We start from the raw sequence: 19,798 nt of genomic DNA on the forward strand, positions 1-19,798 counted from the left end.
GTGGTACGGTTTGAACACAACGGCGCGGGGTGGAGCAGCTCGGTAGCTCGCTGGGCTCATAACCCAGAGGTCGCAGGTTCAAATCCTGTCCCCGCTACTGAAATCGAAGGACCCGGATCCTCAAGGATTCGGGTCCTTCGGCGTGTGTGGGCCTCCCCGTGTTTCCCTCGCTCACCAGTGCTGTCGTGGCGAAGGCCGCTCGGTACGGGGGTAGTTGGGGAATCTGTGTTTCACTTGTCTCTCTGTGGGCATGTCGACAAAACGCTGAAGTGACCTCACTGGCTGCGGTATACCAGGTGTACCCAGGTTGCAGGTGGTGCGACGATGGACGTTATGGGGGACAAGGCAACTCTGTTGGAGACAGGGCGGTTTGTGCAGCCTTCCGACTTTGTGCAGCCTTCCGACCGGGACGAGACCGGCGAGGCTGTCGAGGAGGCGCGTCAAAGACTCGCCGCGGAAGCGGGTGACGCCGAGGCGATGAGCGTCCTCGGAGCCATGCTGCTGCGCCGCGGTGATCTCGACGGCGCCGAGCCCCAGCTGCGCGCTGCCACCGCGGCCGGGGACCGGGCCGCCGCCAACAACCTGGGTGTCCTCCTGCACCAGCGCGGATACGCCGAAGAGGCCGCCGGCTGGTGGCGGATCGCCGCCGTCGCCGGATCCGCGGCCGCCGCACACGCGCTGGGCCGCCACCACCGTGAGCGCGGCGACGAGCCCGCCGCCGAGTACTGGCTGCGCCAGTCCGCCGAACAGGGACACCCGCTCGGCGCGTACGCGCTCGCCGATCTCCTGGAGCACCGCGGCGACGCCGGCGCCGAGCACTGGATGCGGGCGGCCGCCGAGCGGGGCCACCGCGAGGCGGCGTACCGGCTCGCCCGGGCGCTCGACCGGAAGGCCGCGCGGGCGGCGGAGGACGACGCCGACAGTGGTGTCGCGACGTCCGCCGCCGCGGAGGCCGAGCAGTGGTACCGGCAGGCGGCCGCGCGCGGCCACCGGCGGGCGGCCCTGCACCTCGGGGCGATCCTGGAGAAGCGCGGACAGCTCAAGGAGGCCGGGCGCTGGTACCTGACCTCCGCCAAGGAGGGCGAGGCACGGGCCGCCTGCGCGCTCGGGTTCCTGCTGCGCGACGCCGGCGACACCGAGAGCGCCGCCGTGTGGTGGCTGCGGGCCGCCCAGGACGGCGACGGGAACGCCGCCAACGCCCTGGGGGCGCTGCACGCCGAGCGGGGCGAGACGCAGACCGCCGAGCGCTGGTACCGGGCCGCGATGGACGCAGGCGACGTGAACGGCGCGTACAACCTCGGGCTGCTCTGCGCCGAGCAGGGGCGGACCGCGCAGGCCGAGCAGTGGTACCGGCGCGCGGCGTACGCCGGGCACCGGGAGGCGGCCAACGCGCTGGCCATTCTGCTGCTCCAGGTCGGTGACGCGGCCGGGGCAGAGCCGTGGTTCTCCAAGGCCGCGGAGGCCGGCAGCGTGGACGCCGCGTTCAACCTCGGCATCCTGCATGCCGGGCGCGAGGAGGACGCGGCCGCCCTGCGGTGGTACGAGCGGGCCGCTGCCGCCGGGCACACCGAGGCCGCGCTCCAGGTCGGGATCGCGCGGCTCCGGGACGGGGACGAGCGGGCCGCCGAGCGGCATCTTCGGTGTGCCGCGGGTGGGGGGAGCGCGGAGGCGGCCTACCGGCTGGCCACCGTGCTCGACGCGCGGCGGCCGCCCGCGCCCTCGCACGAGCTGGGGGAGCCGGCCACCGAGAAGAGCGAGTGCGAGGAGTGGTACGAGCGGGCCGCTACCCAGGGGCATCGGCGGGCTCAGGTGCGGGTGGGGATGCTCGCGTCCGCCCGGGGGGATGTGGTGGAGGCGGCTCGGTGGTACCGCGAGGCCGCGGAGGCCGGGTCTCGGAACGGGGCGTTCAATCTCGGGCTGCTGCTGGTTCGGGAGGGGAGTGAGCCGGAGGCTGCGCTGTGGTGGGCTCGGGCCGCTGATGCGGGGCATGGGCGGGCGGCTTTGCGGCTTGCCCTCGTCTACGCGCGTCGGGGGGAGCTTGCGGAGGGGCAGCGGTGGGCCGATCGGGCTGTGTCGCTCGGGCCGGGTGAGGTTTCTGAGCGGGCGGCTCGGTTGCGGGATGCGTTGCGGGAGGAGTTGTCGGCGTGAGGGTGCGGCGGGGTTTTTCGCCCCCGCCGCCCCTACCCGTCCCATCCCTGGGGGCTGCGCCCCCAGACCCCGCTTATCGGCCTGAACGGCCTCGTCCTCAAACGCCGGACGGGCTGAAAGACAAGGGATTTGCGCTGGTCGGGAGTGGTGACGTAGTGTTCAGTTTGTCGACGCGGGGTGGAGCAGCTCGGTAGCTCGCTGGGCTCATAACCCAGAGGTCGCAGGTTCAAATCCTGTCCCCGCTACTGAAGACCGAAGGCCCGGAACCATTGGTTCCGGGCCTTCGGTCTGTTTGGCGTGAGAAAGCCGTACCGATCAGGCGGCCGAGCAGTTCGGGCACACGCCGCGGTACGTCACCTCGACGTTCGAGACGGTGAAGCCGAAGCGCTCGGAGTCGGGGAGGTCCGTCAGCGGGTCGCCGCTCGGGTGGACGTCGCGGATCGCACCGCACTGGGCGCAGACCAGGTGGTGGTGCGGGCGGTGCGCGTTCGGGTCGTACCGCTTCGCGCGCTTGTCCGTGGCGACTTCCAGCACCTCGCCGAGCGTGACCAGCTCACCGAGCGTGTTGTAGACGGTCGCCCGGGAGATCTCGGGCAGCTTCGCGACGGCCCGTGCGTGCACCTCGTCGGCCGTCAGATGGACGTGGTCGCCGTCGAGGATCTCGGCCACGACACGCCGCTGCGCCGTCATGCGCCAGCCGCGTCCGCGCAGTCGTTCCAACAGGTCACTCATGCGGACCAGCCTAACAGCAGGTCGGACCAGTTCCCGAACGTGTGTGACTTTGGAGGTCTGCTTGACTTAGACATTGTCCATTGTAGGATCGAGGTCGACATTGGTTGTGGAACAGGGTTCGACGGGAATGACGCAGGAGGCGCACGTGACGCAGGGACCGCTTACGACGGAGGCCGGTGCTCCGGTGGCCGACAATCAGAACAGCGAGACCGCGGGCGTCGGTGGGCCTGTCCTCGTCCAGGACCAGGTGCTGCTCGAGAAGCTCGCGCACTTCAACCGTGAGCGCATCCCGGAGCGCGTCGTCCACGCCCGTGGCGCCGGTGCGTACGGCACGTTCACGCTGACCCGTGACGTGTCCCGCTGGACTCGTGCGAAGTTCCTCTCCGAGGTCGGCAAGCGGACCGAGACCTTCCTCCGGTTCTCGACCGTGGCGGGCAATCTCGGTTCGGCCGACGCCGTCCGTGACCCGCGCGGCTGGGCGCTGAAGTTCTACACCGAAGAGGGCAACTACGACCTCGTCGGCAACAACACCCCGGTGTTCTTCATCAAGGACGCCATCAAGTTCCCCGACTTCATCCACACCCAGAAGCGCGACCCGTACTCGGGCTCGCAGGAGGCGGACAACGTCTGGGACTTCTGGGGGCTCAGCCCGGAGAGCACCCACCAGGTGACCTGGCTGTTCGGCGACCGCGGCATCCCCGCCTCGTACCGCCACATGAACGGCTACGGCTCGCACACCTACCAGTGGAACAACGCGGCCGGCGAGGTCTTCTGGGTCAAGTACCACTTCAAGACCGACCAGGGGATCAAGAACCTGACCTCGGAAGAGGCCGCGAGGATCGCCGGTGAGGACCCCGACTCCCATCAGCGCGACCTGCGCGAGTCCATCGAGCGCGGCGAGTTCCCGACCTGGACCGTGCAGGTGCAGATCATGCCGGCGGCCGACGCGGCGAACTACCGCTTCAACCCGTTCGACCTCACCAAGGTGTGGCCGCACGAGGACTACCCGCCGGTCGAGATCGGCAGGCTGGAGCTCAACCGCAACCCGGAGAACATCTTCGCCGAGGTCGAGCAGAGCATCTTCTCGCCCGCGCACTTCGTGCCGGGTATCGGCCCGTCGCCGGACAAGATGCTCCAGGGCCGCCTGTTCGCGTACGGCGACGCCCACCGCTACCGCGTCGGCATCAACGCCGACCACCTGCCGGTGAACCGTCCGCACGCCACCGAGGCGCGTACGAACTCCCGTGACGGCTTCCTGTACGACGGCCGGCACAAGGGCGCGAAGAACTACGAGCCGAACTCCTTCGGCGGCCCGTTCCAGACGGATGCGCCGCTGTGGCAGCCGCTCGTGGTGACCGGCCACACCGGCGGCACCGAGGCTCCGGCCCACGCCGAGGACAACGACTTCGTGCAGGCGGGGAACCTCTACCGTCTGATGTCCGAGGATGAGAAGGGCCGTCTGGTCGACAACCTGGCCGGCTTCATCGCCCAGGTCTCGCGCGACGACATCGCCGAGCGCGCGATCGAGAACTTCCGTCAGGCCGACGGAGACTTCGGCAAGCGGCTGGAAGCCGCGGTCCAGGCCCTGCGCGGCTGATCTGCCACCAGCACTGGAACGCTTGTCGTAGAGGGCGGGCCGGATCTCCCGTAGACGGGGATCCGGCCCGTTCGCTTTCCGGTTTCAGGTTTCCGGCCGTGGCTCTCAGGCCGGGACGTGCTGCCGCAGTGGTGCCCAGCAGCGGATGATGTCGCGGACCGAGACGATGCCGACCGGCTCTTCGTGGTCGAGGACGATCAGATGACGGAAGCCGCCGTGTGCCATGGCGCGCGCGGCCTCCTCCAGGGTCCAGGACGGCGCGGCGAACACGACGTCGGTGGTGGTGTGGTCGTGGGCCCGCTCGGTGTCCGTGTTCTGGCCCAGGCCGACGGAGTCGAGGATGTCGCGCTCGGTGAGAATGCCGAGCCCGCTGTCGTCGGGGTCGAGGACCACGGCCGCACCGATGCGCCGTGCGGACATCAGCGCGGCTGCCTGCCGGAGGGTGTGATCGGGGCCGATGGTGAGGACCACCGTACTCATGGCGTCGCGAACGAGCATGGACGGAGCCACCTCCTACGAATCCAGCTTGCGCTCGGATTCACAAGTTCACAAGTGGGGGGACTCTCAGAGTCGCAGTTGAAGAGAGGGTCAACAAGGGGGCGGGTGCGCACTGTTTGGGGCGCGCACTCTTTCGGTTAGCGCCCCAGATGTCGTCAGCGCTCCAGATGTTTCAGTAGCGCTGGTTCAAGTAGCCCAGCAGCTCGTCGTGGAGGAGGCCGTTCGACGCGGCGGCGTTGCCGCTGTGCGGGCCGGGGCGGCCGTCGAGGCCCGTGAAGGCGCCGCCCGCCTCGGTCACGATGATCGCGTTCGCCGCCATGTCCCACAGCGACAGCTCGGGCTCCGCGCAGATGTCGACCGAGCCCTCGGCGACCATCATGTACGGCCAGAAGTCGCCGTACGCGCGCGTGCGCCAGACCTCGCGGGTCAGGTCCAGGAAGCCGTCCAGCAGGCTCCGCTCCTCCCAGCCGCTGAGCGAGGAGTACGCGAAGGAGGCGTCCGGCATGCGTGAGACCTGGGAGACCCTGAGCCGGGACGCGGACGACAGGCTGCGGCCGGTGAATGCTCCGTGACCCTGGGCCGCCCACCAGCGGCGGCCCAGCGCGGGCGCCGAGACCACCCCGACCACCGGCTGGTAACCGCCCTCGCTCGCCTCCGTCAGCGCGATCAGCGTGGCCCACACGGGCACGCCGCGTACGTAGTTCTTGGTGCCGTCGATCGGGTCGATCACCCAGCGGCGGGGGCCCGTGCCCTCGGTGCCGTACTCCTCGCCGACGATCGCGTCGCGCGGCCGGGCCCGCTGGAGGTGGCCGCGGATCAGTTCCTCGGCGGCCTTGTCGGCCTCGCTCACCGGTGTCATGTCCGGCTTGGTCTCGACCTTGAGGTCGAGCGCCTTGAACCGGTCCATCGTCGCGGCGTCGGCGGCGTCCGCCAGGACATGGGCGAGGCGCAGGTCATCGCGATAGTCGGGCATGAGCGAACCGTATCTGCCAGGGTCCGACCGGGGCCACACTCCCCGGGGGATCACTACGGGACCTCCTTGCCCAAGGGGCGTGCGGTGATCTTCCCGCTCCGCTGTCTCCGCGTACGCCGACGACGTACGCTTCCGCGCCTCTTCTGCGTATGCCGCTCCGTCCTTCCCGCGTACGCGGGCCGACGCACGCCCCTCCGTGCCGCCGCGAACCCTTGACAGTGCCCCTGCGCACGTCAACTCTGAAGCGCAGAACCGATCGCCCCAGGGAGGCGATGATGCCTGCAGCGCGGGAATCCCTCTTGGACGCCGCCTTCACAGCGCTCGGACACCGTCCGTGGTCCGCCGTGCGGATGGTCGACGTGGCCGCCGTGGCCGGAGTGTCGCGGCAGACCCTCTACAACGAGTTCGGGAGCAAGGACGGCCTCGCGCGGGCTCTCGTACGCCGGGAGGCCGACGCCTATCTCGCGGGCATGGAGCGGGCCCTGGTGAGCCGTCCGGAGCCCCGGGAGCGGCTGGCCGCGGCGGCGGAGTGGACCGTGTCGTCGGCGCGGAGCAACGCGTTGGTGCGGGCGATGCTCACGGGGTGCTGGAGCGAGCGGCTGCCGGCCCCCGCCTTGTCCTCCGTGCCGTCTTCCTCGGCCGTGCCGGCGCAGCGGCGGGCCGACGGGCCGCTGCCCTCGCCGGGCGACTTCGTGACACTGGTGCGGGACCGTGCGGTGGCCGCGCTGACCGCGCCCGGGACGTCCAAGTCCGAGGCCGCGGAGCTGGCGCGGGCGTGTGAACTGGTGGTGCGGCTGGGGTTGTCGTGTGTGCTCGCGCCGGCCGGGGAGGGCGGTACGGCGGGGTTGGTCCGGGACGCGCTGGCCACTGTCCGGTCGGTGGTCTGAGGCCGCCTCGATCAGGTGGCCCTCTCGGGCGGCCGGCTCAGTGGGCCGAGCCCGACAGCTGCAGGCCGATGACCCCCGCGATCACGAACACGATCGAGACGATCTTCAGCGTGGAGACCAGGTCGTCCAGGAAGATCATGCCGTAGATGGCGGTGCCGGCCGCGCCGATGCCCGTCCAGACCGCGTACGCCGGACCGACGTCGAGCTTCTTGAGGGAGAGCGTGAGCAGACCGAAGCTCCCCAGGGCGAAGATGCAGAACGCGACCGTCGGCCACAGCCGCGTGAAACCGTGCGACAGCTTGAGGCAGACCGCGAAGCCGGTTTCGAGAAGTCCGGCCACGACAACCAGCAGCCACGCCATGTGATGCCCTCCCACGCTCCGTGACCGCTTCGTCTTGCTTGGGTCCCGCTTGGTGCGATTATGCCTTTACCGTCGTGGCAGGGATGCAAACAACACTGAGGTCACGCGAAGAACGGCGAGTTACCGGGAGCGACGGGTGACGAATGGCGAGTGACGGACGTCAGTCGCCCTCGCGTCGTTCACGCGTGGCGAGCAGCCTGCGCAACGAGTAGAGGCGGGCCGGATCCGCGTGTCCCTCGGCTACCCACTCGTCCAGCGCGCAGTCCGGCTCGTCGTGGCTGCACGCCCGCGGACAGCCCTCGGTGCCCGGCACGAGGTCCGGGAAGGCGAGGACGACCCGGGACGGATCGACGTGGTGCAGACCGAAGGACCGTACGCCCGGAGTGTCGACGACCCAGCCGTCGTCGTCCGGCAGCGGAATCGCCCGCGCCGACGTCGTGGTGTGCCGGCCGCGGCCGGTGACGGCGTTGACGATTCCCGTCGACCGCCGCCGCTCCCGCGACACGAGCGCGTTGACCAGCGTCGTCTTGCCGACACCGGAGTGCCCCACGAACGCCGTGATCTTGCCGTCCAGCTGCTTGCGTACGCGGTCCACCGCCTCGCCGCTCTCCAGCTCCTCCCGGCTGGTCACGACGTAGGGGACGCCCAACGCCCCGTACGACTCCAGGAGTTCGTCGGGCGACGCGAGGTCCGACTTGGTGAGCACGAGGAGCGGGTCGAGCCCGGCGTCGTACGCGGCGACCAGGCAGCGGTCGATCAGGCGCGGGCGGGGCTCCGGGTCGGCCAGGGCCGTGACGATGGCCAGTTGGTCGGCGTTGGCGACGACCACCCGCTCGTACGGATCGTCGTCGTCGGCCGTGCGGCGCAGGACCGAGGTGCGCGGCTCGATGCGGACGATACGGGCCAGGGTGTCCTTCTTGCCGGTCAGGTCGCCGACGATGGCCACCCGGTCGCCGACCACCGCGGCCTTGCGGCCCAGCTCGCGGGCTTTCATGGCGTACACGAGGCGGTCCTCGACGAGGCAGGTCAGCCGGCCGCGGTCGACGGTGACGACCATGCCCTCCGCGGCGTCCTCGTGCTTGGGCCGGATGTTCGTACGCGGTCGGTTGCCCTTGCGGTTCGGGCGCTGGCGGATGTCGTCCTCGTCGGTGTGCTTGCCGTAACGGCGCATGATCCTGGTCCGCCCGTCAGTTCCCGAGCATTCCGGTCCACAGGTCGGGGAAGTCCGGCAGGGTCTTCGCCGTCGTCGCCACGTTCTCGATCCGTACGCCGTCGACCGCGAGGCCGACGATCGCGCCCGCGGTGGCCATGCGGTGGTCGTCGTACGTGTGGAAGGTGCCGCCGTGCAGGGGGCGCGGGCGGATGTGGAGACCGTCGGCGGTCTCGGTGACGTCGCCGCCGAGTTCGTTGATCTCCTTGGTGAGCGCGGCCAGCCGGTCCGTCTCGTGCAGGCGCAGATGGGACACGCCGCGCAGGGTCGACGGGGAGTCGGCGAGGGCCGCGACCGCCGCGATGCCCGGGGTCAGCTCGCCGACCTCGCCCAGGTCCACGTCGATGCCGTGGATCGAGCCGGAGCCGGTGAACTCCAGGCCCCGCATGGTCAGTTCGCAGGAACCACCCATCTCGGTGAAGATCTCACGCAGCTTGTCGCCCGGCTGGGTGGTGCGCTCGGGCCAGTCGGGGATGACGATCTTGCCGCCGGTGACCAGGGCGGCCGCCAGGAACGGCTGGGCGTTCGACAGGTCCGGCTCGACCGTCAGGTCGCGGCCGAGCAGCGCGCCCGGCGTGACCCGCCAGACGTTCGGTTCGCCGCCCGACTCGGGGGTGTCCACCTGGGCGCCGATCGAGCGCAGCATGTCGACGGTCATCCGGATGTGCGGCATGGAGGGCAGCGTCGAGCCGGTGTGCCGTACCTCCACACCCTGGTTGAAGCGCGGGCCCGACAGCAGCAGGGCGGACACGAACTGCGACGACGAGGAGGCGTCGATCTCCACCGGACCGCCCTCCAGCGCACCGCCGCCGTGCACGGTCAGCGGCAGCGTGCCGCGCCCGTCGTCGTCGATGCGGGCACCCAGGGCGCGCAGGGCGTCGATCACGCCGTTCAGCGGGCGCTCGTACGACCTGGGGTCGCCGTCGAAGCGGATGGGGCCGTCGGCGAGTGCGGCGACCGGCGGCAGGAAGCGCATCACCGTGCCGGCGTTGCCCACGTCGACCGTGGCCGGGCCCTGCAGGCCGGAGGGGATGACGCGCCAGGCCTCGCCGGAGCCGTCGGGGCCTACGCCCTCTTCGATGCCGACGCCCATCGCACGCAGGGCGCCCGCCATCAGCAGGGTGTCGCGGGAGCGCAGCGGGCGGCGCAGCCAGCCGGGCTCCGCCGCGAGGGCGGCGAGGACGAGGGCGCGGTTGGTGACCGACTTGGACCCGGGCACGTGGACCGTCGCGTCGACGGCTCCGCTTGCGTGCGGGGCGGGCCAGAGGGCGGTGTGTGCGGGGTTTACGGGCATGCCTTTACTTTAGTGGCTCGCCACTGGTGGGGATCTTGATCGAAAACGGTGAAACCACTTCGGGGGTGCGCCTGAGAGCTCGGGGGATTGCTGTGGTCGGGCGGCTGCGGGGCGTGTGTGGCTGGTCGCGCCCCGCGGCGGAGCCGCATATGTCACAGCCCCGCGCCCCTAAAGGGCGGCTGCGCCCCCTTTAGAGCCCGCCGTCACAGCTGTAGCAGCCAGCGGCCGCCGCCTATCAGTGAGCACAGGGATACCGCGTGGAACAGGAACAGCCACATGCCTGGTGGGACGTGGGTCAGGCGGGAGAGTTGGTCTGCGTCGGAGTCGCCCGCGTTGCCTCGGGTGCGTTTGGCCTGGAGTTCGAAAGCGGGGCGGACTCCGCCGAGGAGCAGGAACCAGACCACGGCGTAGGCGAAGGCCGCCTGTACCTGGGGGCCCGCGAGCCAGGAGACCACCACGAACGTGCCGCCGGTGAGGACCACCGTGAGCGCCCCGTACGCGTTGCGGATCATCACCAGCATCGCCACGAGCAGCAGCGTGGCCGCCCACAGCAGCGCGGTGATGTGACCGGCGCCGAGGAGCGCGGCGCCGCCGAGGCCGAGCAGCGGGGGAGCGGTGTATCCCGAGGCCGCGGTGAGGATCATGCCGAGGCCGGTCGGCTTGCCGCGGCTGACGGTGAGGCCGCTGGTGTCGGAGTGCAGCCGGATTCCGCTGAGGCTGCGGCCCGTGAGCAGTGCCACCAGACCGTGGCCGCCCTCGTGGGCGATGGTGATGGCGTTGCGCGAGAGCCGCCATATGTTGTGCGGGATGATCACAGCGAGGGCGGCGACCATGGTGGCGAAAACCACCCAGGTGTCGGGGTCCGGCTGGCTCCCGAAGACCTCGTCCCAGAGAGTGGCCAGCGAGGTGGCTGCGGTGCTGTCCATTGTCGGTGAGAGCTCCTCTGGATGGCGCGGAACCTGGCAGTGTGGCACGTACGTGCGGACGGTATCTGAGACGCTGAGCCACCAGCGATCGTTCCCGGCGACAAACGTGCAGGTCACAGCAGTAGAGCCCCGGAATGATCCGGGGCTCTCGCTCTACCACTGCTGACTGTGTGCTGCCCTCGCCCGGACTCCCTGGCCGGTGCGGCTACTTGACCGCCTTGAACGACGGCGTCAGCTCCTCCAGCAGCCACGGGATGCCCAGGATCGACGGGTTGCGCAACTCCGTGATGGTCGCCGTGTCCACCGGGGTGTACGCGCCGGTGGACTTGACCTTCGCGAACGCCGGACCCTTCTCGACCGCGTTCTTCACCTGCGGAGAGGTGAAGCCGATCACTGTGAAGTCGGAGGTGATCCGGCCCGCCTGCTCCGGGCTGAGGAAGCCGGGCTGGGTCTTGGTGGCCGTCTCCTCGGCGCCCTTCAGGGCCGGGGCGACCTGGAGGCCGAGCGACTCCAGGAACTTCACGGCGAAGTCGTCGGGGGAGGCGATCGTGGCGATCTGGGTGGCCGAGTAGGCGAAGGAGGCCGAGAACGTCCTGCCCTTGAGCTCGGGGTACGTGTCCGCGGTCTTCCGGATCAGCGCCTCGGTGTCGGCCACCGCCTTCGTGGCGGCCTCCTCCTTGCCGAGCACCTTGCCGATCCGCGTCTCGCGGTTCTGCCAGGAGTCGTCGGCCGCGGCCTTGGCCGGCGCGAGGGTGGGCGCGATCTGGCTCAGTTTGGCGTAGTTCTTGCTGATGGCGTAGTCACCGGTGGCGAGTATCAGGTCGGGTTTCAGTGCCGCGATCTGCTCGAAGGACACATCCGGCGTCGTGTTGACGAGCGTGGTGTCCGACCCCAGTTTCCCGGTGAGCCACGGGCTGACGCCCTTCTCTCCGAAGGGGTCCTTGGCCGCGCCGACCGGGGTGACACCGAGGGAGAGCGCCGCGTCGAGGTCCATCGCGCTGAGGGCGACCACCCGCTCGGGTGCCGCCTTCAGCGAGAGATTGCCCTGGGAGTGCTTGATCTCCACCGGGAACGCGCCCGCGTCGGCGGTGCCGGTGGCGGCGGCCTTGGCGCTGTCGCCGCTGTTGCCGCTGTCACCGTCGTCGTCGGACGATCCGCAGGCGGCGAGCGTCACGCCGAGCGCGGCGACGGTCAGGAGGGCGCCGCCTCGACGGCGTACGGACACATACCGGTGCGCTCGCCCGACGGCGGCCTCGTGGGCCGCGTCGGACGATGACCGTGTAGTGCGGGCTGTCCCCATGGCTGTGTCCCTTTCCCTGCCTGATCATCCGCATCTCGTTCGACGAACTTTAAGACAGGGTGTAACTAATAGGCAAGGTTTACCTAATATTTCCTGTGTCGCGTCAGTAGCCACCCCAGGTACACGCCCCCCGCCAGCCCCGTGGCCAACCCCGCAGGCACCTCCACCGACGGCACCACCCACTGGGCCGCCACGTCCGCACCCTCCAGGAGTACCGCGCCGGTCAGGGCCGAGGCCGCGATGCCAGGGCCGGGGTCGCGGGTGAGCAGCCGGCCCACCTGCGGGGCGGCCAGCGCCACGAAGGTGATCGGTCCGGCGGCGGCTGTCGCGACGCCGATCAGGGCGACACCGGTGACCAGGGCCAGCAGCCGGGTACGGGCGGGCGAGCCGCCGAGCGCCTGTGCGGTGTCGTCCCCGAGGCCCAGCAGGCCGATGGAGCGGCTCTGGGCCAGCGCGGCCGGCAGCAGTACCGCGAGGACGGCGGCGACCGGGGCGACGTTCTCCCAGCCCCGGCCGTTGAGCGTGCCGGTGAGCCACAGCTGGGCGGTCTCGGCGTCCTGGAGCCTGGCCCGGCTCAGCAGCCAGGCGTTGAAGGAGTACGCCATGGCCGAGATGCCGATGCCGACGACGATCAGGCGGTGCCCGCTCAGCCCGTCGCGCCGGCAGATCGCGTACACCACGGCCGCGGTGACCGTGCCGCCGGCGAAAGCGGCCAGTGACGTCTCCAGCGGGCCGCCCCGCCACCACAGCAGCGACAGCAGGGCGCCGGTCGCGGCCCCGTTGCCGAAACCCACGATGTCGGGGCTGCCGAGCGGGTTGCGGGTGACCGACTGGAAGAGCGCGCCGGAGACACCGAGGGCGGCTCCGACGAGCAGCCCGGTCAGCCCGCGCGGCACGCGCAGATCCATCACGATGAAGCGGTTTCCGGCGTCGCCGCCCCCGGCGAGGATGCGCGCGACCTCCGCGACGGACACGGGGTAGTCGCCGGTGGCGCAGCCGACCAGGAACGCCAGGGTGGCGAGGGGCAGCAGCCACAGGCACACGGCCAGCCCGCGCGGCCGTAACCGCAGTGAGTTCCGGCCCGCCCGCAGGACGAGGACTCCTGGGCGCGGGGTCCGTACCCGCCGTACCTCGGTGCCGGTCATGAGCGCCTCCCCTTGCGGCCGCGGCGGGTCAGCACGACGAGCGCGGGCGCTCCGAGGAACGCGGTGACGATGCCCACCTCCAGTTCGCCGGGGCTCGCCAGTACCCGGCCCAGTACATCGGCGCCGAGCAGGAGCAGGGCGCCGAGCGCGGCGGAGTAGAAGAAGATCCAGCGGTGGTCGGGACCGCTGACCGCACGGGCCAGGTGCGGTACGGCGAGACCGACGAAGCCGATGGGCCCGACGGCCGCGGTGACCGCGCCGCACAGCAGGGTGACGGCGAGGATGCCCAGCGCGCGGGTGGTGCGGACGCGGGCACCGAGCGCGGCGGCACCGTCGTCGCCGATGGCCATGGCGTCCAGCGGTCCGGCCACGGCCGCGGCGATCAGCGCACCCGCGGCGAGGAACGGCAGCACCTGGACGAGCACGGAGGCCTCGCGGCCCGCGACGGAGCCGACCGTCCAGAACCGGAAGGCGTCGAACACGTCGGGGCGCATCAGCAGGACGGCCGAGGTGAGAGAGGTGAGGGCGGCGGCGACGGCCGTGCCGGCGAGGACGAGCCGGGTGGGGGTGACGCCGCCGGGACCGGCGGCGCCGAGCACGTGGACAAGACCGGCGACCAGGGCGGCACCGGCCAGGGCGAACCACACGTACCCGGTGAAGGTCTGGAGCCCGGCGAAGCCGATCGCGACCACGACGGCCGCGGCGGCGCCCGCGTTGACGCCGAGGATGCCCGGGTCGGCGAGCGGGTTGCGGGTCAGGGTCTGCAGCAGCGCGCCGACGACTCCGAGAGACGCGCCGGCGGCGATACCGAGGCCGGTGCGCGGCAGCCGCAGTGCTCGGACCAGCTGCTCGTCGGTGGTGCCGTGGTAGTCGAAGAGGGCGTCGAACACCGTGTGGAGCGGTATCGGTTTGGCGCCGACCGCGACGGAGGCCATGGCGAGGAGCACGATCAGCGCCAGGGTGACCGGCACGCCCGACGCCCGCAGTCGGCGACGGCCGGCCGGACCGGGCCGCCGGGGTGGGCCGACGGAGGTCCCCGTTCGCCGACGGGGTCCTGCTCCGACGGTTTCCATACCGCTCTCCTCATAGCCGTCCGAGCAGGAATCTAAGGCATGGCTAACTTATAAATGACATCATGTCATCTAGTCTCCGCGGGCACCGGGGACCGGGGTTCACTCGGTGCGTCCGGGCTCAGGGACAATGGCCGTATGTCCCCTGCGACCCCCGGTGACCGGCAGCGCCCGCACGCAGACCTCAGCGCCAGGCTGCGCGTGCCCAAACTCGGCCGTCCCCCTCAGGTGGGACACAAGGCGATCGTCGACGCGGCGGTCGCCGTGGGGTTCGAGGAGCTCAGCATGAGCTCGGTGGCCCGGCAGCTCGGGGTCAAGCACTCCACGCTCTACCGCTACTTCCCGCACAGGGAGGCGCTGCTCGCGGCCGCCGCCGACCACGTCGTGGCCTCGATGAACTGGCCGTCCCCCCACCCGAGCTGGCGGCCGTATCTGCGGGAACTGGCCAGAACCACCTTCCGGATGTTCGCCGCACACCCCGGCCTGGCTCTCCATGTGGCCGCCTTGCGCGGGGGACTCGTGGAGTACGCCCGCCAGGGCGCCCGCACCGCCGCGGCACTCGTCGACACCGGAATGGACCCGGAGTTCGCCGTGCTGGCGCAGGACCTGGTCAACGAACAGGTCCTGCTCTTCTTCCTCGCCGGACAGCGGGAGGGGCAACCGGCGACCGGCACCGAGGAGACCGCCGAACTGCGCCGGAACATGCTCGACGACATGCGGGAAGCGGTCCCCGGGCCGGTGACCGACGCTTTCGAGCGAGTGGTCGACGGCCGTCCCGAGGACTGGCTGAACCGGAAGATCGAAGTCATCCTCGACGGCATCGCGGCCACGGTTCCGGTGGCCGGAAACAGTCCAAAGGACTAGTTACCAAGGGTGGGGCGTCCCTGCCGACGCCGGGTTCCTCGGGCGGCGGCTCGGTCACCGGGCGCCCGCCCCGACCGGCGGCACCCCGCCGTCGGCCTCGTGCGTGAGCCGCCAGCCGTGGGCCCGGTCGCGCTCGCGCCAGAACTCCGCGTAACGGCCGTCCAGGGCGAGCAGTTCGTCGTGCGTGCCGGTCTCCGCGATCCGGCCACCGTCCAGGACGACGATCCGGTCGGCGCTCACCACGGTCTGGAGCCGGTGGGCCACCACGACCAGCGTGCGCCGCCCCTTCAGGGAGTCCAGCGTCTGCTGCACGGCGGCCTCGTTGGCCGGGTCGAGGGAGGAGGTCGCCTCGTCGAGCAGCATCACGGGCGCGTCCTTGAGCAGGGCGCGGGCCAGCGAGACCCGCTGGCGCTCACCGCCGGACAGCGCGGTGCCGCCCTCGCCGACCCGGGTGTCCCAGCCCTGCGGGAGCCTGGCCACGATCTCGTCCACCCGGGACAGCCGGGCGGCCTCCTCGATCGCTTCGTCGCTCGCGTCGGGACGGCCCAGGCGTACGTTCTCCCGGATGGTCTCGTCGAACAGGTACACGTCCTGGAAGACCAGCGAGAAGTGGTCCATCAGCCCGTCGGCGCCCAGTGCCCGCACATCGGTGCCGCCCAGCAGGACCGCACCCTCGTCGACGTCCCAGAACCGGGCCAGCAACCGGATGAGCGTGGTCTTGCCGGAGCCGGACGGCCCGACGACGGCGGTCGTGGTGTTGGCGGGCAGCCTCAGCGAGACACCGTCGACCACGGCTTTCGCGCGGGCATCCGTTTCCGTATCCGTGCCGACACTCGTGCCGACGCCTGCGCCGACGCCTGGGTCGTACGAGAAGCGCACCTCGCGCAGTTCCAGCGAGGCGTCGGCCGGTGGCGGGCCCGGGTCGGCGGGCTCGGGCAGCGGGCGGGCGGCGAGGACCGCGTCGATCCGGGTCAGGGCGCCGCGCGAGGCGCGCAGGCCGCCGCCCAGCTCGGCCAGGCCGGACACCGGCTCGGCGAAGCGCACCACGAGCACCAGCAGAGCCACGAGTTCGGCGACGCCCAGCGAGCCGTCCAGACCGAGTGCGGCGCCGACGACCACCACGGCCGCCACCGCGAGATGCACGACCGCGAGGAAGGACGTACGGCCCGGTGCCATCGCCGCCGACTGGCGGCGCGCGGCCTCGTCCTGCTCGCGCAGCGCGGACTCCAGAAGGGCCCGGCCGCGCTCCCCGCTGCCGGTGCTGCGCAGCACCGCCTGGGCGCGGACGAACTCCACCACCCGCTCGTTGGCCTCGGAGGCCGCCTTGTCGGCCACCTCGTCAGCGCGCGCGACCGTGCTCATCGCCCAGCGGAAGGTGACGTACATGAAGGGGACGCCGAGCGCGGTGGCCAGGGCGAGGCGCCAGTCGAGGAACGCCATGGCGACCACCACGGTCAACGGGGTCACCACCGCCGTGCACAGCGGCTGAAGCAGGTGTGCCAGCAACGACCTGACCTGCGGCACGCCCCGCGAGGCCAACTGGCCGAGCGCACCGACCTGTTCACCGGAGAACCAGCCCAGCGGCAGCGCGGAGACATGGTCACCGAGGCGGTGGTAGAGGCGGTGCGAGGCGGCGAGGGCCACCTGGAAGCTGAGCATCTGCTGGACGTAGTACGCCACCGCGGTCGCCAGTGCGACGCCGGCCAGCGCCCAGGCCCACGGCCAGGCCGCGTCGGTGTCCCCGGCGAGCAGTCGCCCGAGCACCGGCACGATCAGGACGAAGGCCACGCCCTGGAGCACGCTGTAGGCGAGGAGAACCGCCAGTTGGAGGGCGAGCCGGCGCCGCAGCGCGGGCCCGACCACCTGGAAGAGCTGCTTGATCACGGGGTCGCTCCGATCTGCTCGGGTCCGAAGGCGCCCAGGTGGTCGGGGGCGTCGGTGTGCCGCTGGTGGGTGGCCCACATCGAGGCGTACAGCCCGTCCGCGGCGCGCAGTCGGTCGTGGCGGCCCTGCTCCACGATCCGCCCCTCGTCCAGCACGATGATGTTGTCCGCGTCGACGATGCTGCCCAGCCGGTGGGCGATGACCAGCACGGTCCGCCCGGCGATCAGCCGGGACAGCGCCCGCTGGACGACCGCCTCCGACTCCGGGTCGGCGTACGCCGTCGCCTCGTCCAGCACCAGGACGGGGGTGTCGGCGAGCAACGCCCTGGCGATGGAGAGGCGTTGGGCCTCGCCGCCGGACAGCAGCGCGTCCTCGCCGAGCACGGAGTCGAAGCCGCGCGGCAGCCGCCCGATCCGCTCCTCCAGGCCGACCGCCCTGACCGCGTCGGCCAGTTCGGCGTCGGTGGCGCCGGGGCGGGCCAGCCGCAGGTTGTCGGTGACGGAGGCGCGCAGGAAACGTACGTCCTGGAGGACGAAGCCGACGTGGCGGTACAGCTCGTCGGCGGCGATGTCACGGACGTCGACCCCGCCGAGCAGGACCTGGCCGCTCTGCGGGTCGGCGAACCTGGGCAGCAGGCCGGCCAGGGTGGACTTGCCCGAGCCGGACGGTCCGACCAGCGCGGTCACCGTGCCCTCGGCGAGCGTGGCGCGCACGTCGTGCAGGACGGGCGCGTCGGCCTCGTACCCGAAGGTCACACCGCGCAGCTCGACCCGGTTCCCGGTGGGGATCCTGGGTTCGGCGGGCTCGGGAAGCGGGGCCACGGCGAGCAGTTCACCGACCCGGCCGGCCGCCTGCCGGGCCGAGCGCAGCGAATTGCCGGCCAACCCCACCACGAGCACGGGGGCGGTCAGACCGAGGCCGAGGGTCAGGAACGGTACGACGTCGATGGCGTCGAGCCAGCCCCGGCTCACGAACAGCGTGCCGCCGAGCGCGACGACCAGCAGGGTCGAGGCGGGCGACAGGATGCCGGTGGCGATGGACTGGATACGCATGATCGGGCCGTTGGCGGTGCTGAACGACTCCAGGTAGTCGTCCGCGGCGGCGGCGAAGCGGCTGTGGGCACGCTGTGTCTGGCCGAACGCCTTGACGACGGAGATGCCCTGCACGAACTCCACGACGGCACTGTTGAGCCGGCCCATCGCGGCGCCGATCGCGGGCATCCGGGCACCCGCGACCTTCATCATCAACCGGTAGCCGAGCAGATAGCAGGGGATGCCGACGAGGCACACCAGCGTCAACCGCCAGTCCACGAAGGCGAGATAGACGGCGGCGGCCAGCGGGGTGGACACGGCGACCACGAAGTCAGGCAACGCGTGGGCGACGAGGTAGTGCATGTCCTCGACGTCGTCCTGGAGGGTGCTCTTGAGCCGGCCCGCGCCCCGCCCGGAGATCCACCCGAGCGGGGCCCTGCCGAGCCGCTCGGCCATGGACCGCCGCAGTCGCAGCTGCATGTCCATGTCGGCCCGGTGGGACAGCGACACCGCGGCGCCGTGGCACAGGAACCGCACGAGGACGGCGGCGACCGTCACCGCGACGATCGTCCACACCTCCCGCCGGTCCGGCTCGCCCCCGGAGAACGCGACGGCGAGCCGGTGGACGGCGACGAAGGGGACGAGCGAGGCGAGCCCGGAGACGGCCGCGAGGACGGCGGCGGTGATGACGCGGGGACGCACCTCGGCGGTGAGAGCGGTGAGAGTGGCGAGGGCCTGCGGCTCGGGCACCGAGGTGTCTGCAGGCATGCGGAAGCTCCTTGAGGGGCGCGGCAGTTCGGCGGGCGGCTACAGTTTGCAACAAGGTGTCATTAATAAACAAGGCTAGGCTTTCAACCCTGCTCCCGCGGTCCGCCGCGAGCTGCCCGCACACTCCGTGCCCTGTTCCAGACGGTGACCGGGGCCCTGGCGGCCGTTTCGGACTACTCGTCTTCCTTCCTCCCGTCCTTCCGTAAGGTGGTGAAGACACTGCTGACGGGTGCTGACCGAGGCGGCGTGAACTGGCGTATTCGCAGGTCGGATAGGTGGTTACAGATGTGTGGGCGGTATGCGTCGAGTCGTGGGCCGGAGGATCTCGCAGGAATCTTCGAGATAGAGAAGTGGGAGCCGGAGGAGGCGCTGGCCCCCGACTACAACGTGGCTCCCACCAAGGACGTCTACGCGGTCCTTGACCGTCCGCTCAGGGACGCCAAGGACGCCAAGGAGCCAGTGCCGGTCCGGCAGCTGCGCAGGCTCAGGTGGGGCCTGGTTCCGTCCTGGTCGAAGACCCCCGAGGGCGGCGCCCGGATGATCAACGCCCGCGCCGAGACCGTGCACGAGAAGCCCTCGTTCCGGCGGGCCTTCTCGACCCGGCGCTGCATCATCCCCGCGGACGGGTACTACGAGTGGGTGACCGGGACCGCCGAGCGCGACCTGGAGGTCGAGGGCCGGAAGAAGCGTCCCCGCAAGCAGCCCTACTTCGTGCTCCCCGCCGACGGCTCCGTCTTCGCGATGGCCGGGCTCTACGAGTTCTGGCGGGACAAGACGCTGCCCGACGACCATCCGGGGGCCTGGTGGGTGACGTGCTCCGTCATCACCACGGAGGCGGAGACCTCGCCGCTCGCCGCCGCCCCGAAGGAGGGGCCGCGCACGCTGGCGGACATCCACCCGCGTATGCCGCTGATGCTCACACCGGACCGCTGGGGGCCCTGGCTCGACCCGGCCCGTACGGACGTCGAGGAGGTGCGCTCCCTGCTCGCGCCGCCGCCGGAGGGGCTGATGCGGGCCTATCCCGTCTCCACGGCGGTGAGCAACGTCCGCAACAACGGGCCGGAGCTGCTGAAGGAGCTGGAAGGGCCCGAAGAGGGCACACTCTTCTGA

At 71.2% G+C, this 19,798-nt stretch carries 17 protein-coding genes and 2 tRNA genes; 7 read left to right on the forward strand and 12 right to left on the reverse strand.

Annotation, left to right across the window (positions count from 1 at the left end; genetic code table 11):
- The first annotated feature begins 23 nt into the window (after positions 1-23).
- The 3 genes from AB0I18_RS13640 (at position 24) to AB0I18_RS13650 (ending at position 2,393) form a co-directional block, all read left to right on the forward strand.
- A tRNA-Met gene (locus tag AB0I18_RS13640) sits at positions 24-97 on the forward strand.
- Positions 98-324: 227 nt separating this feature from the next.
- Positions 325-2,148, forward strand: a complete 1,824-nt coding sequence (locus AB0I18_RS13645) for a sel1 repeat family protein (protein ID WP_363105615.1) — start codon at positions 325-327, stop codon at positions 2,146-2,148.
- A 171-nt stretch (positions 2,149-2,319) separates the two neighbouring features.
- Positions 2,320-2,393 (forward strand) — tRNA-Met (locus AB0I18_RS13650).
- 70 nt (positions 2,394-2,463) lie between these two features.
- Here AB0I18_RS13650 and AB0I18_RS13655 read toward each other — a convergent pair.
- Positions 2,464-2,880 carry a Fur family transcriptional regulator gene (locus tag AB0I18_RS13655; RefSeq protein WP_363105616.1) on the reverse strand — a complete coding sequence of 139 codons (417 nt, stop codon included), beginning with the start codon at positions 2,878-2,880 and terminating at the stop codon, positions 2,464-2,466.
- A 127-nt stretch (positions 2,881-3,007) separates the two neighbouring features.
- Here AB0I18_RS13655 and AB0I18_RS13660 point away from each other — a divergent pair, with 127 nt between their 5' ends.
- A complete protein-coding gene (locus tag AB0I18_RS13660; RefSeq protein WP_363105617.1) occupies positions 3,008-4,477 on the forward strand; it encodes a catalase in 1,470 nt (489 codons plus the stop codon).
- A gap of 105 nt (positions 4,478-4,582) precedes the next feature.
- On the opposite strand, the gene AB0I18_RS13665 is transcribed toward AB0I18_RS13660, so the two are convergent.
- Both AB0I18_RS13665 and hisN read right to left on the reverse strand, forming a co-directional pair.
- Positions 4,583-4,975 carry a CBS domain-containing protein gene (locus AB0I18_RS13665; RefSeq protein ID WP_363105618.1) on the reverse strand — a complete coding sequence of 131 codons (393 nt, stop codon included), beginning with the start codon at positions 4,973-4,975 and terminating at the stop codon, positions 4,583-4,585.
- Positions 4,976-5,147: 172 nt separating this feature from the next.
- Positions 5,148-5,948 (reverse strand): histidinol-phosphatase, encoded by an 801-nt coding sequence (gene hisN / locus AB0I18_RS13670; RefSeq protein ID WP_363105619.1) that lies wholly within the window; start codon positions 5,946-5,948, stop codon positions 5,148-5,150.
- 272 nt (positions 5,949-6,220) lie between these two features.
- On the opposite strand from hisN, the gene AB0I18_RS13675 reads away from it, so the two are divergent.
- A complete protein-coding gene (locus tag AB0I18_RS13675; RefSeq protein WP_363105620.1) occupies positions 6,221-6,835 on the forward strand; it encodes a TetR/AcrR family transcriptional regulator in 615 nt (204 codons plus the stop codon).
- Between the two features lie 37 nt (positions 6,836-6,872).
- On the opposite strand, the gene AB0I18_RS13680 is transcribed toward AB0I18_RS13675, so the two are convergent.
- From AB0I18_RS13680 to AB0I18_RS13710, 7 genes are all read right to left on the reverse strand, one after another.
- Positions 6,873-7,196, reverse strand: a complete 324-nt coding sequence (locus AB0I18_RS13680; RefSeq protein WP_363105621.1) for a multidrug efflux SMR transporter — start codon at positions 7,194-7,196, stop codon at positions 6,873-6,875.
- Between the two features lie 160 nt (positions 7,197-7,356).
- Positions 7,357-8,367 carry a ribosome small subunit-dependent GTPase A gene (gene rsgA, locus AB0I18_RS13685; protein WP_363105622.1) on the reverse strand — a complete coding sequence of 337 codons (1,011 nt, stop codon included), beginning with the start codon at positions 8,365-8,367 and terminating at the stop codon, positions 7,357-7,359.
- Positions 8,368-8,383: 16 nt separating this feature from the next.
- Positions 8,384-9,700 carry a 3-phosphoshikimate 1-carboxyvinyltransferase gene (aroA, locus tag AB0I18_RS13690; protein ID WP_363105623.1) on the reverse strand — a complete coding sequence of 439 codons (1,317 nt, stop codon included), beginning with the start codon at positions 9,698-9,700 and terminating at the stop codon, positions 8,384-8,386.
- Between the two features lie 203 nt (positions 9,701-9,903).
- Positions 9,904-10,626: a M50 family metallopeptidase gene (locus tag AB0I18_RS13695; protein ID WP_363105624.1), complete on the reverse strand. Its 723-nt coding sequence runs from the start codon at positions 10,624-10,626 to the stop codon at positions 9,904-9,906.
- A 205-nt stretch (positions 10,627-10,831) separates the two neighbouring features.
- Positions 10,832-11,926: an ABC transporter substrate-binding protein gene (locus AB0I18_RS13700; protein ID WP_363105625.1), complete on the reverse strand. Its 1,095-nt coding sequence runs from the start codon at positions 11,924-11,926 to the stop codon at positions 10,832-10,834.
- Positions 11,927-12,009: 83 nt separating this feature from the next.
- On the reverse strand, positions 12,010-13,071 hold the full coding sequence (locus tag AB0I18_RS13705) for an iron chelate uptake ABC transporter family permease subunit (protein ID WP_363105626.1): 1,062 nt from the start codon (positions 13,069-13,071) through the stop codon (positions 12,010-12,012).
- Positions 13,068-14,144 (reverse strand): iron chelate uptake ABC transporter family permease subunit, encoded by a 1,077-nt coding sequence (locus AB0I18_RS13710; RefSeq protein WP_363105627.1) that lies wholly within the window; start codon positions 14,142-14,144, stop codon positions 13,068-13,070. The genes AB0I18_RS13705 and AB0I18_RS13710 overlap by 4 nt, the downstream gene beginning before the upstream one ends.
- A gap of 135 nt (positions 14,145-14,279) precedes the next feature.
- Between AB0I18_RS13710 and AB0I18_RS13715 the strand changes: the two genes are divergently transcribed.
- Positions 14,280-15,005 carry a TetR/AcrR family transcriptional regulator gene (locus tag AB0I18_RS13715; RefSeq protein WP_363105628.1) on the forward strand — a complete coding sequence of 242 codons (726 nt, stop codon included), beginning with the start codon at positions 14,280-14,282 and terminating at the stop codon, positions 15,003-15,005.
- A gap of 54 nt (positions 15,006-15,059) precedes the next feature.
- Here AB0I18_RS13715 and AB0I18_RS13720 read toward each other — a convergent pair whose 3' ends face one another.
- A complete protein-coding gene (locus tag AB0I18_RS13720; RefSeq protein WP_363105629.1) occupies positions 15,060-16,889 on the reverse strand; it encodes an ABC transporter ATP-binding protein in 1,830 nt (609 codons plus the stop codon).
- Positions 16,886-18,688 carry an ABC transporter ATP-binding protein gene (locus AB0I18_RS13725; RefSeq protein WP_363105630.1) on the reverse strand — a complete coding sequence of 601 codons (1,803 nt, stop codon included), beginning with the start codon at positions 18,686-18,688 and terminating at the stop codon, positions 16,886-16,888. Before AB0I18_RS13725 ends, AB0I18_RS13720 begins: the two co-directional genes overlap by 4 nt.
- Positions 18,689-18,973: 285 nt before the next feature.
- Here AB0I18_RS13725 and AB0I18_RS13730 point away from each other — a divergent pair, with 285 nt between their 5' ends.
- Positions 18,974-19,798: an SOS response-associated peptidase gene (locus AB0I18_RS13730; protein WP_363105631.1), complete on the forward strand. Its 825-nt coding sequence runs from the start codon at positions 18,974-18,976 to the stop codon at positions 19,796-19,798.

Origin of the sequence: Streptomyces sp. NPDC050704, from assembly GCF_040654355.1 — a bacterium.
Classification (GTDB): Bacteria; Actinomycetota; Actinomycetes; order Streptomycetales; family Streptomycetaceae; genus Streptomyces.

Bases quoted from the DNA above. Each gene is read 5' to 3' on its own strand.
- AB0I18_RS13645 (WP_363105615.1), top strand. From the start codon at position 325: ATGGACGTTATGGGGGACAAGGCAACTCTGTTGGAGACAGGGCGGTTT.
- AB0I18_RS13655 (WP_363105616.1), bottom strand. From the start codon at position 2,880: ATGAGTGACCTGTTGGAACGACTGCGCGGACGCGGCTGGCGCATGACG.
- AB0I18_RS13660 (WP_363105617.1), top strand. From the start codon at position 3,008: ATGACGCAGGAGGCGCACGTGACGCAGGGACCGCTTACGACGGAGGCC.
- AB0I18_RS13665 (WP_363105618.1), bottom strand. From the start codon at position 4,975: ATGCTCGTTCGCGACGCCATGAGTACGGTGGTCCTCACCATCGGCCCC.
- hisN (WP_363105619.1), bottom strand. From the start codon at position 5,948: ATGCCCGACTATCGCGATGACCTGCGCCTCGCCCATGTCCTGGCGGAC.
- AB0I18_RS13675 (WP_363105620.1), top strand. From the start codon at position 6,221: ATGATGCCTGCAGCGCGGGAATCCCTCTTGGACGCCGCCTTCACAGCG.
- AB0I18_RS13680 (WP_363105621.1), bottom strand. From the start codon at position 7,196: ATGGCGTGGCTGCTGGTTGTCGTGGCCGGACTTCTCGAAACCGGCTTC.
- rsgA (WP_363105622.1), bottom strand. From the start codon at position 8,367: ATGCGCCGTTACGGCAAGCACACCGACGAGGACGACATCCGCCAGCGC.
- aroA (WP_363105623.1), bottom strand. From the start codon at position 9,700: ATGCCCGTAAACCCCGCACACACCGCCCTCTGGCCCGCCCCGCACGCA.
- AB0I18_RS13695 (WP_363105624.1), bottom strand. From the start codon at position 10,626: ATGGACAGCACCGCAGCCACCTCGCTGGCCACTCTCTGGGACGAGGTC.
- AB0I18_RS13700 (WP_363105625.1), bottom strand. From the start codon at position 11,926: ATGGGGACAGCCCGCACTACACGGTCATCGTCCGACGCGGCCCACGAG.
- AB0I18_RS13705 (WP_363105626.1), bottom strand. From the start codon at position 13,071: ATGACCGGCACCGAGGTACGGCGGGTACGGACCCCGCGCCCAGGAGTC.
- AB0I18_RS13710 (WP_363105627.1), bottom strand. From the start codon at position 14,144: ATGGAAACCGTCGGAGCAGGACCCCGTCGGCGAACGGGGACCTCCGTC.
- AB0I18_RS13715 (WP_363105628.1), top strand. From the start codon at position 14,280: ATGTCCCCTGCGACCCCCGGTGACCGGCAGCGCCCGCACGCAGACCTC.
- AB0I18_RS13725 (WP_363105630.1), bottom strand. From the start codon at position 18,688: ATGCCTGCAGACACCTCGGTGCCCGAGCCGCAGGCCCTCGCCACTCTC.
- AB0I18_RS13730 (WP_363105631.1), top strand. From the start codon at position 18,974: ATGTGTGGGCGGTATGCGTCGAGTCGTGGGCCGGAGGATCTCGCAGGA.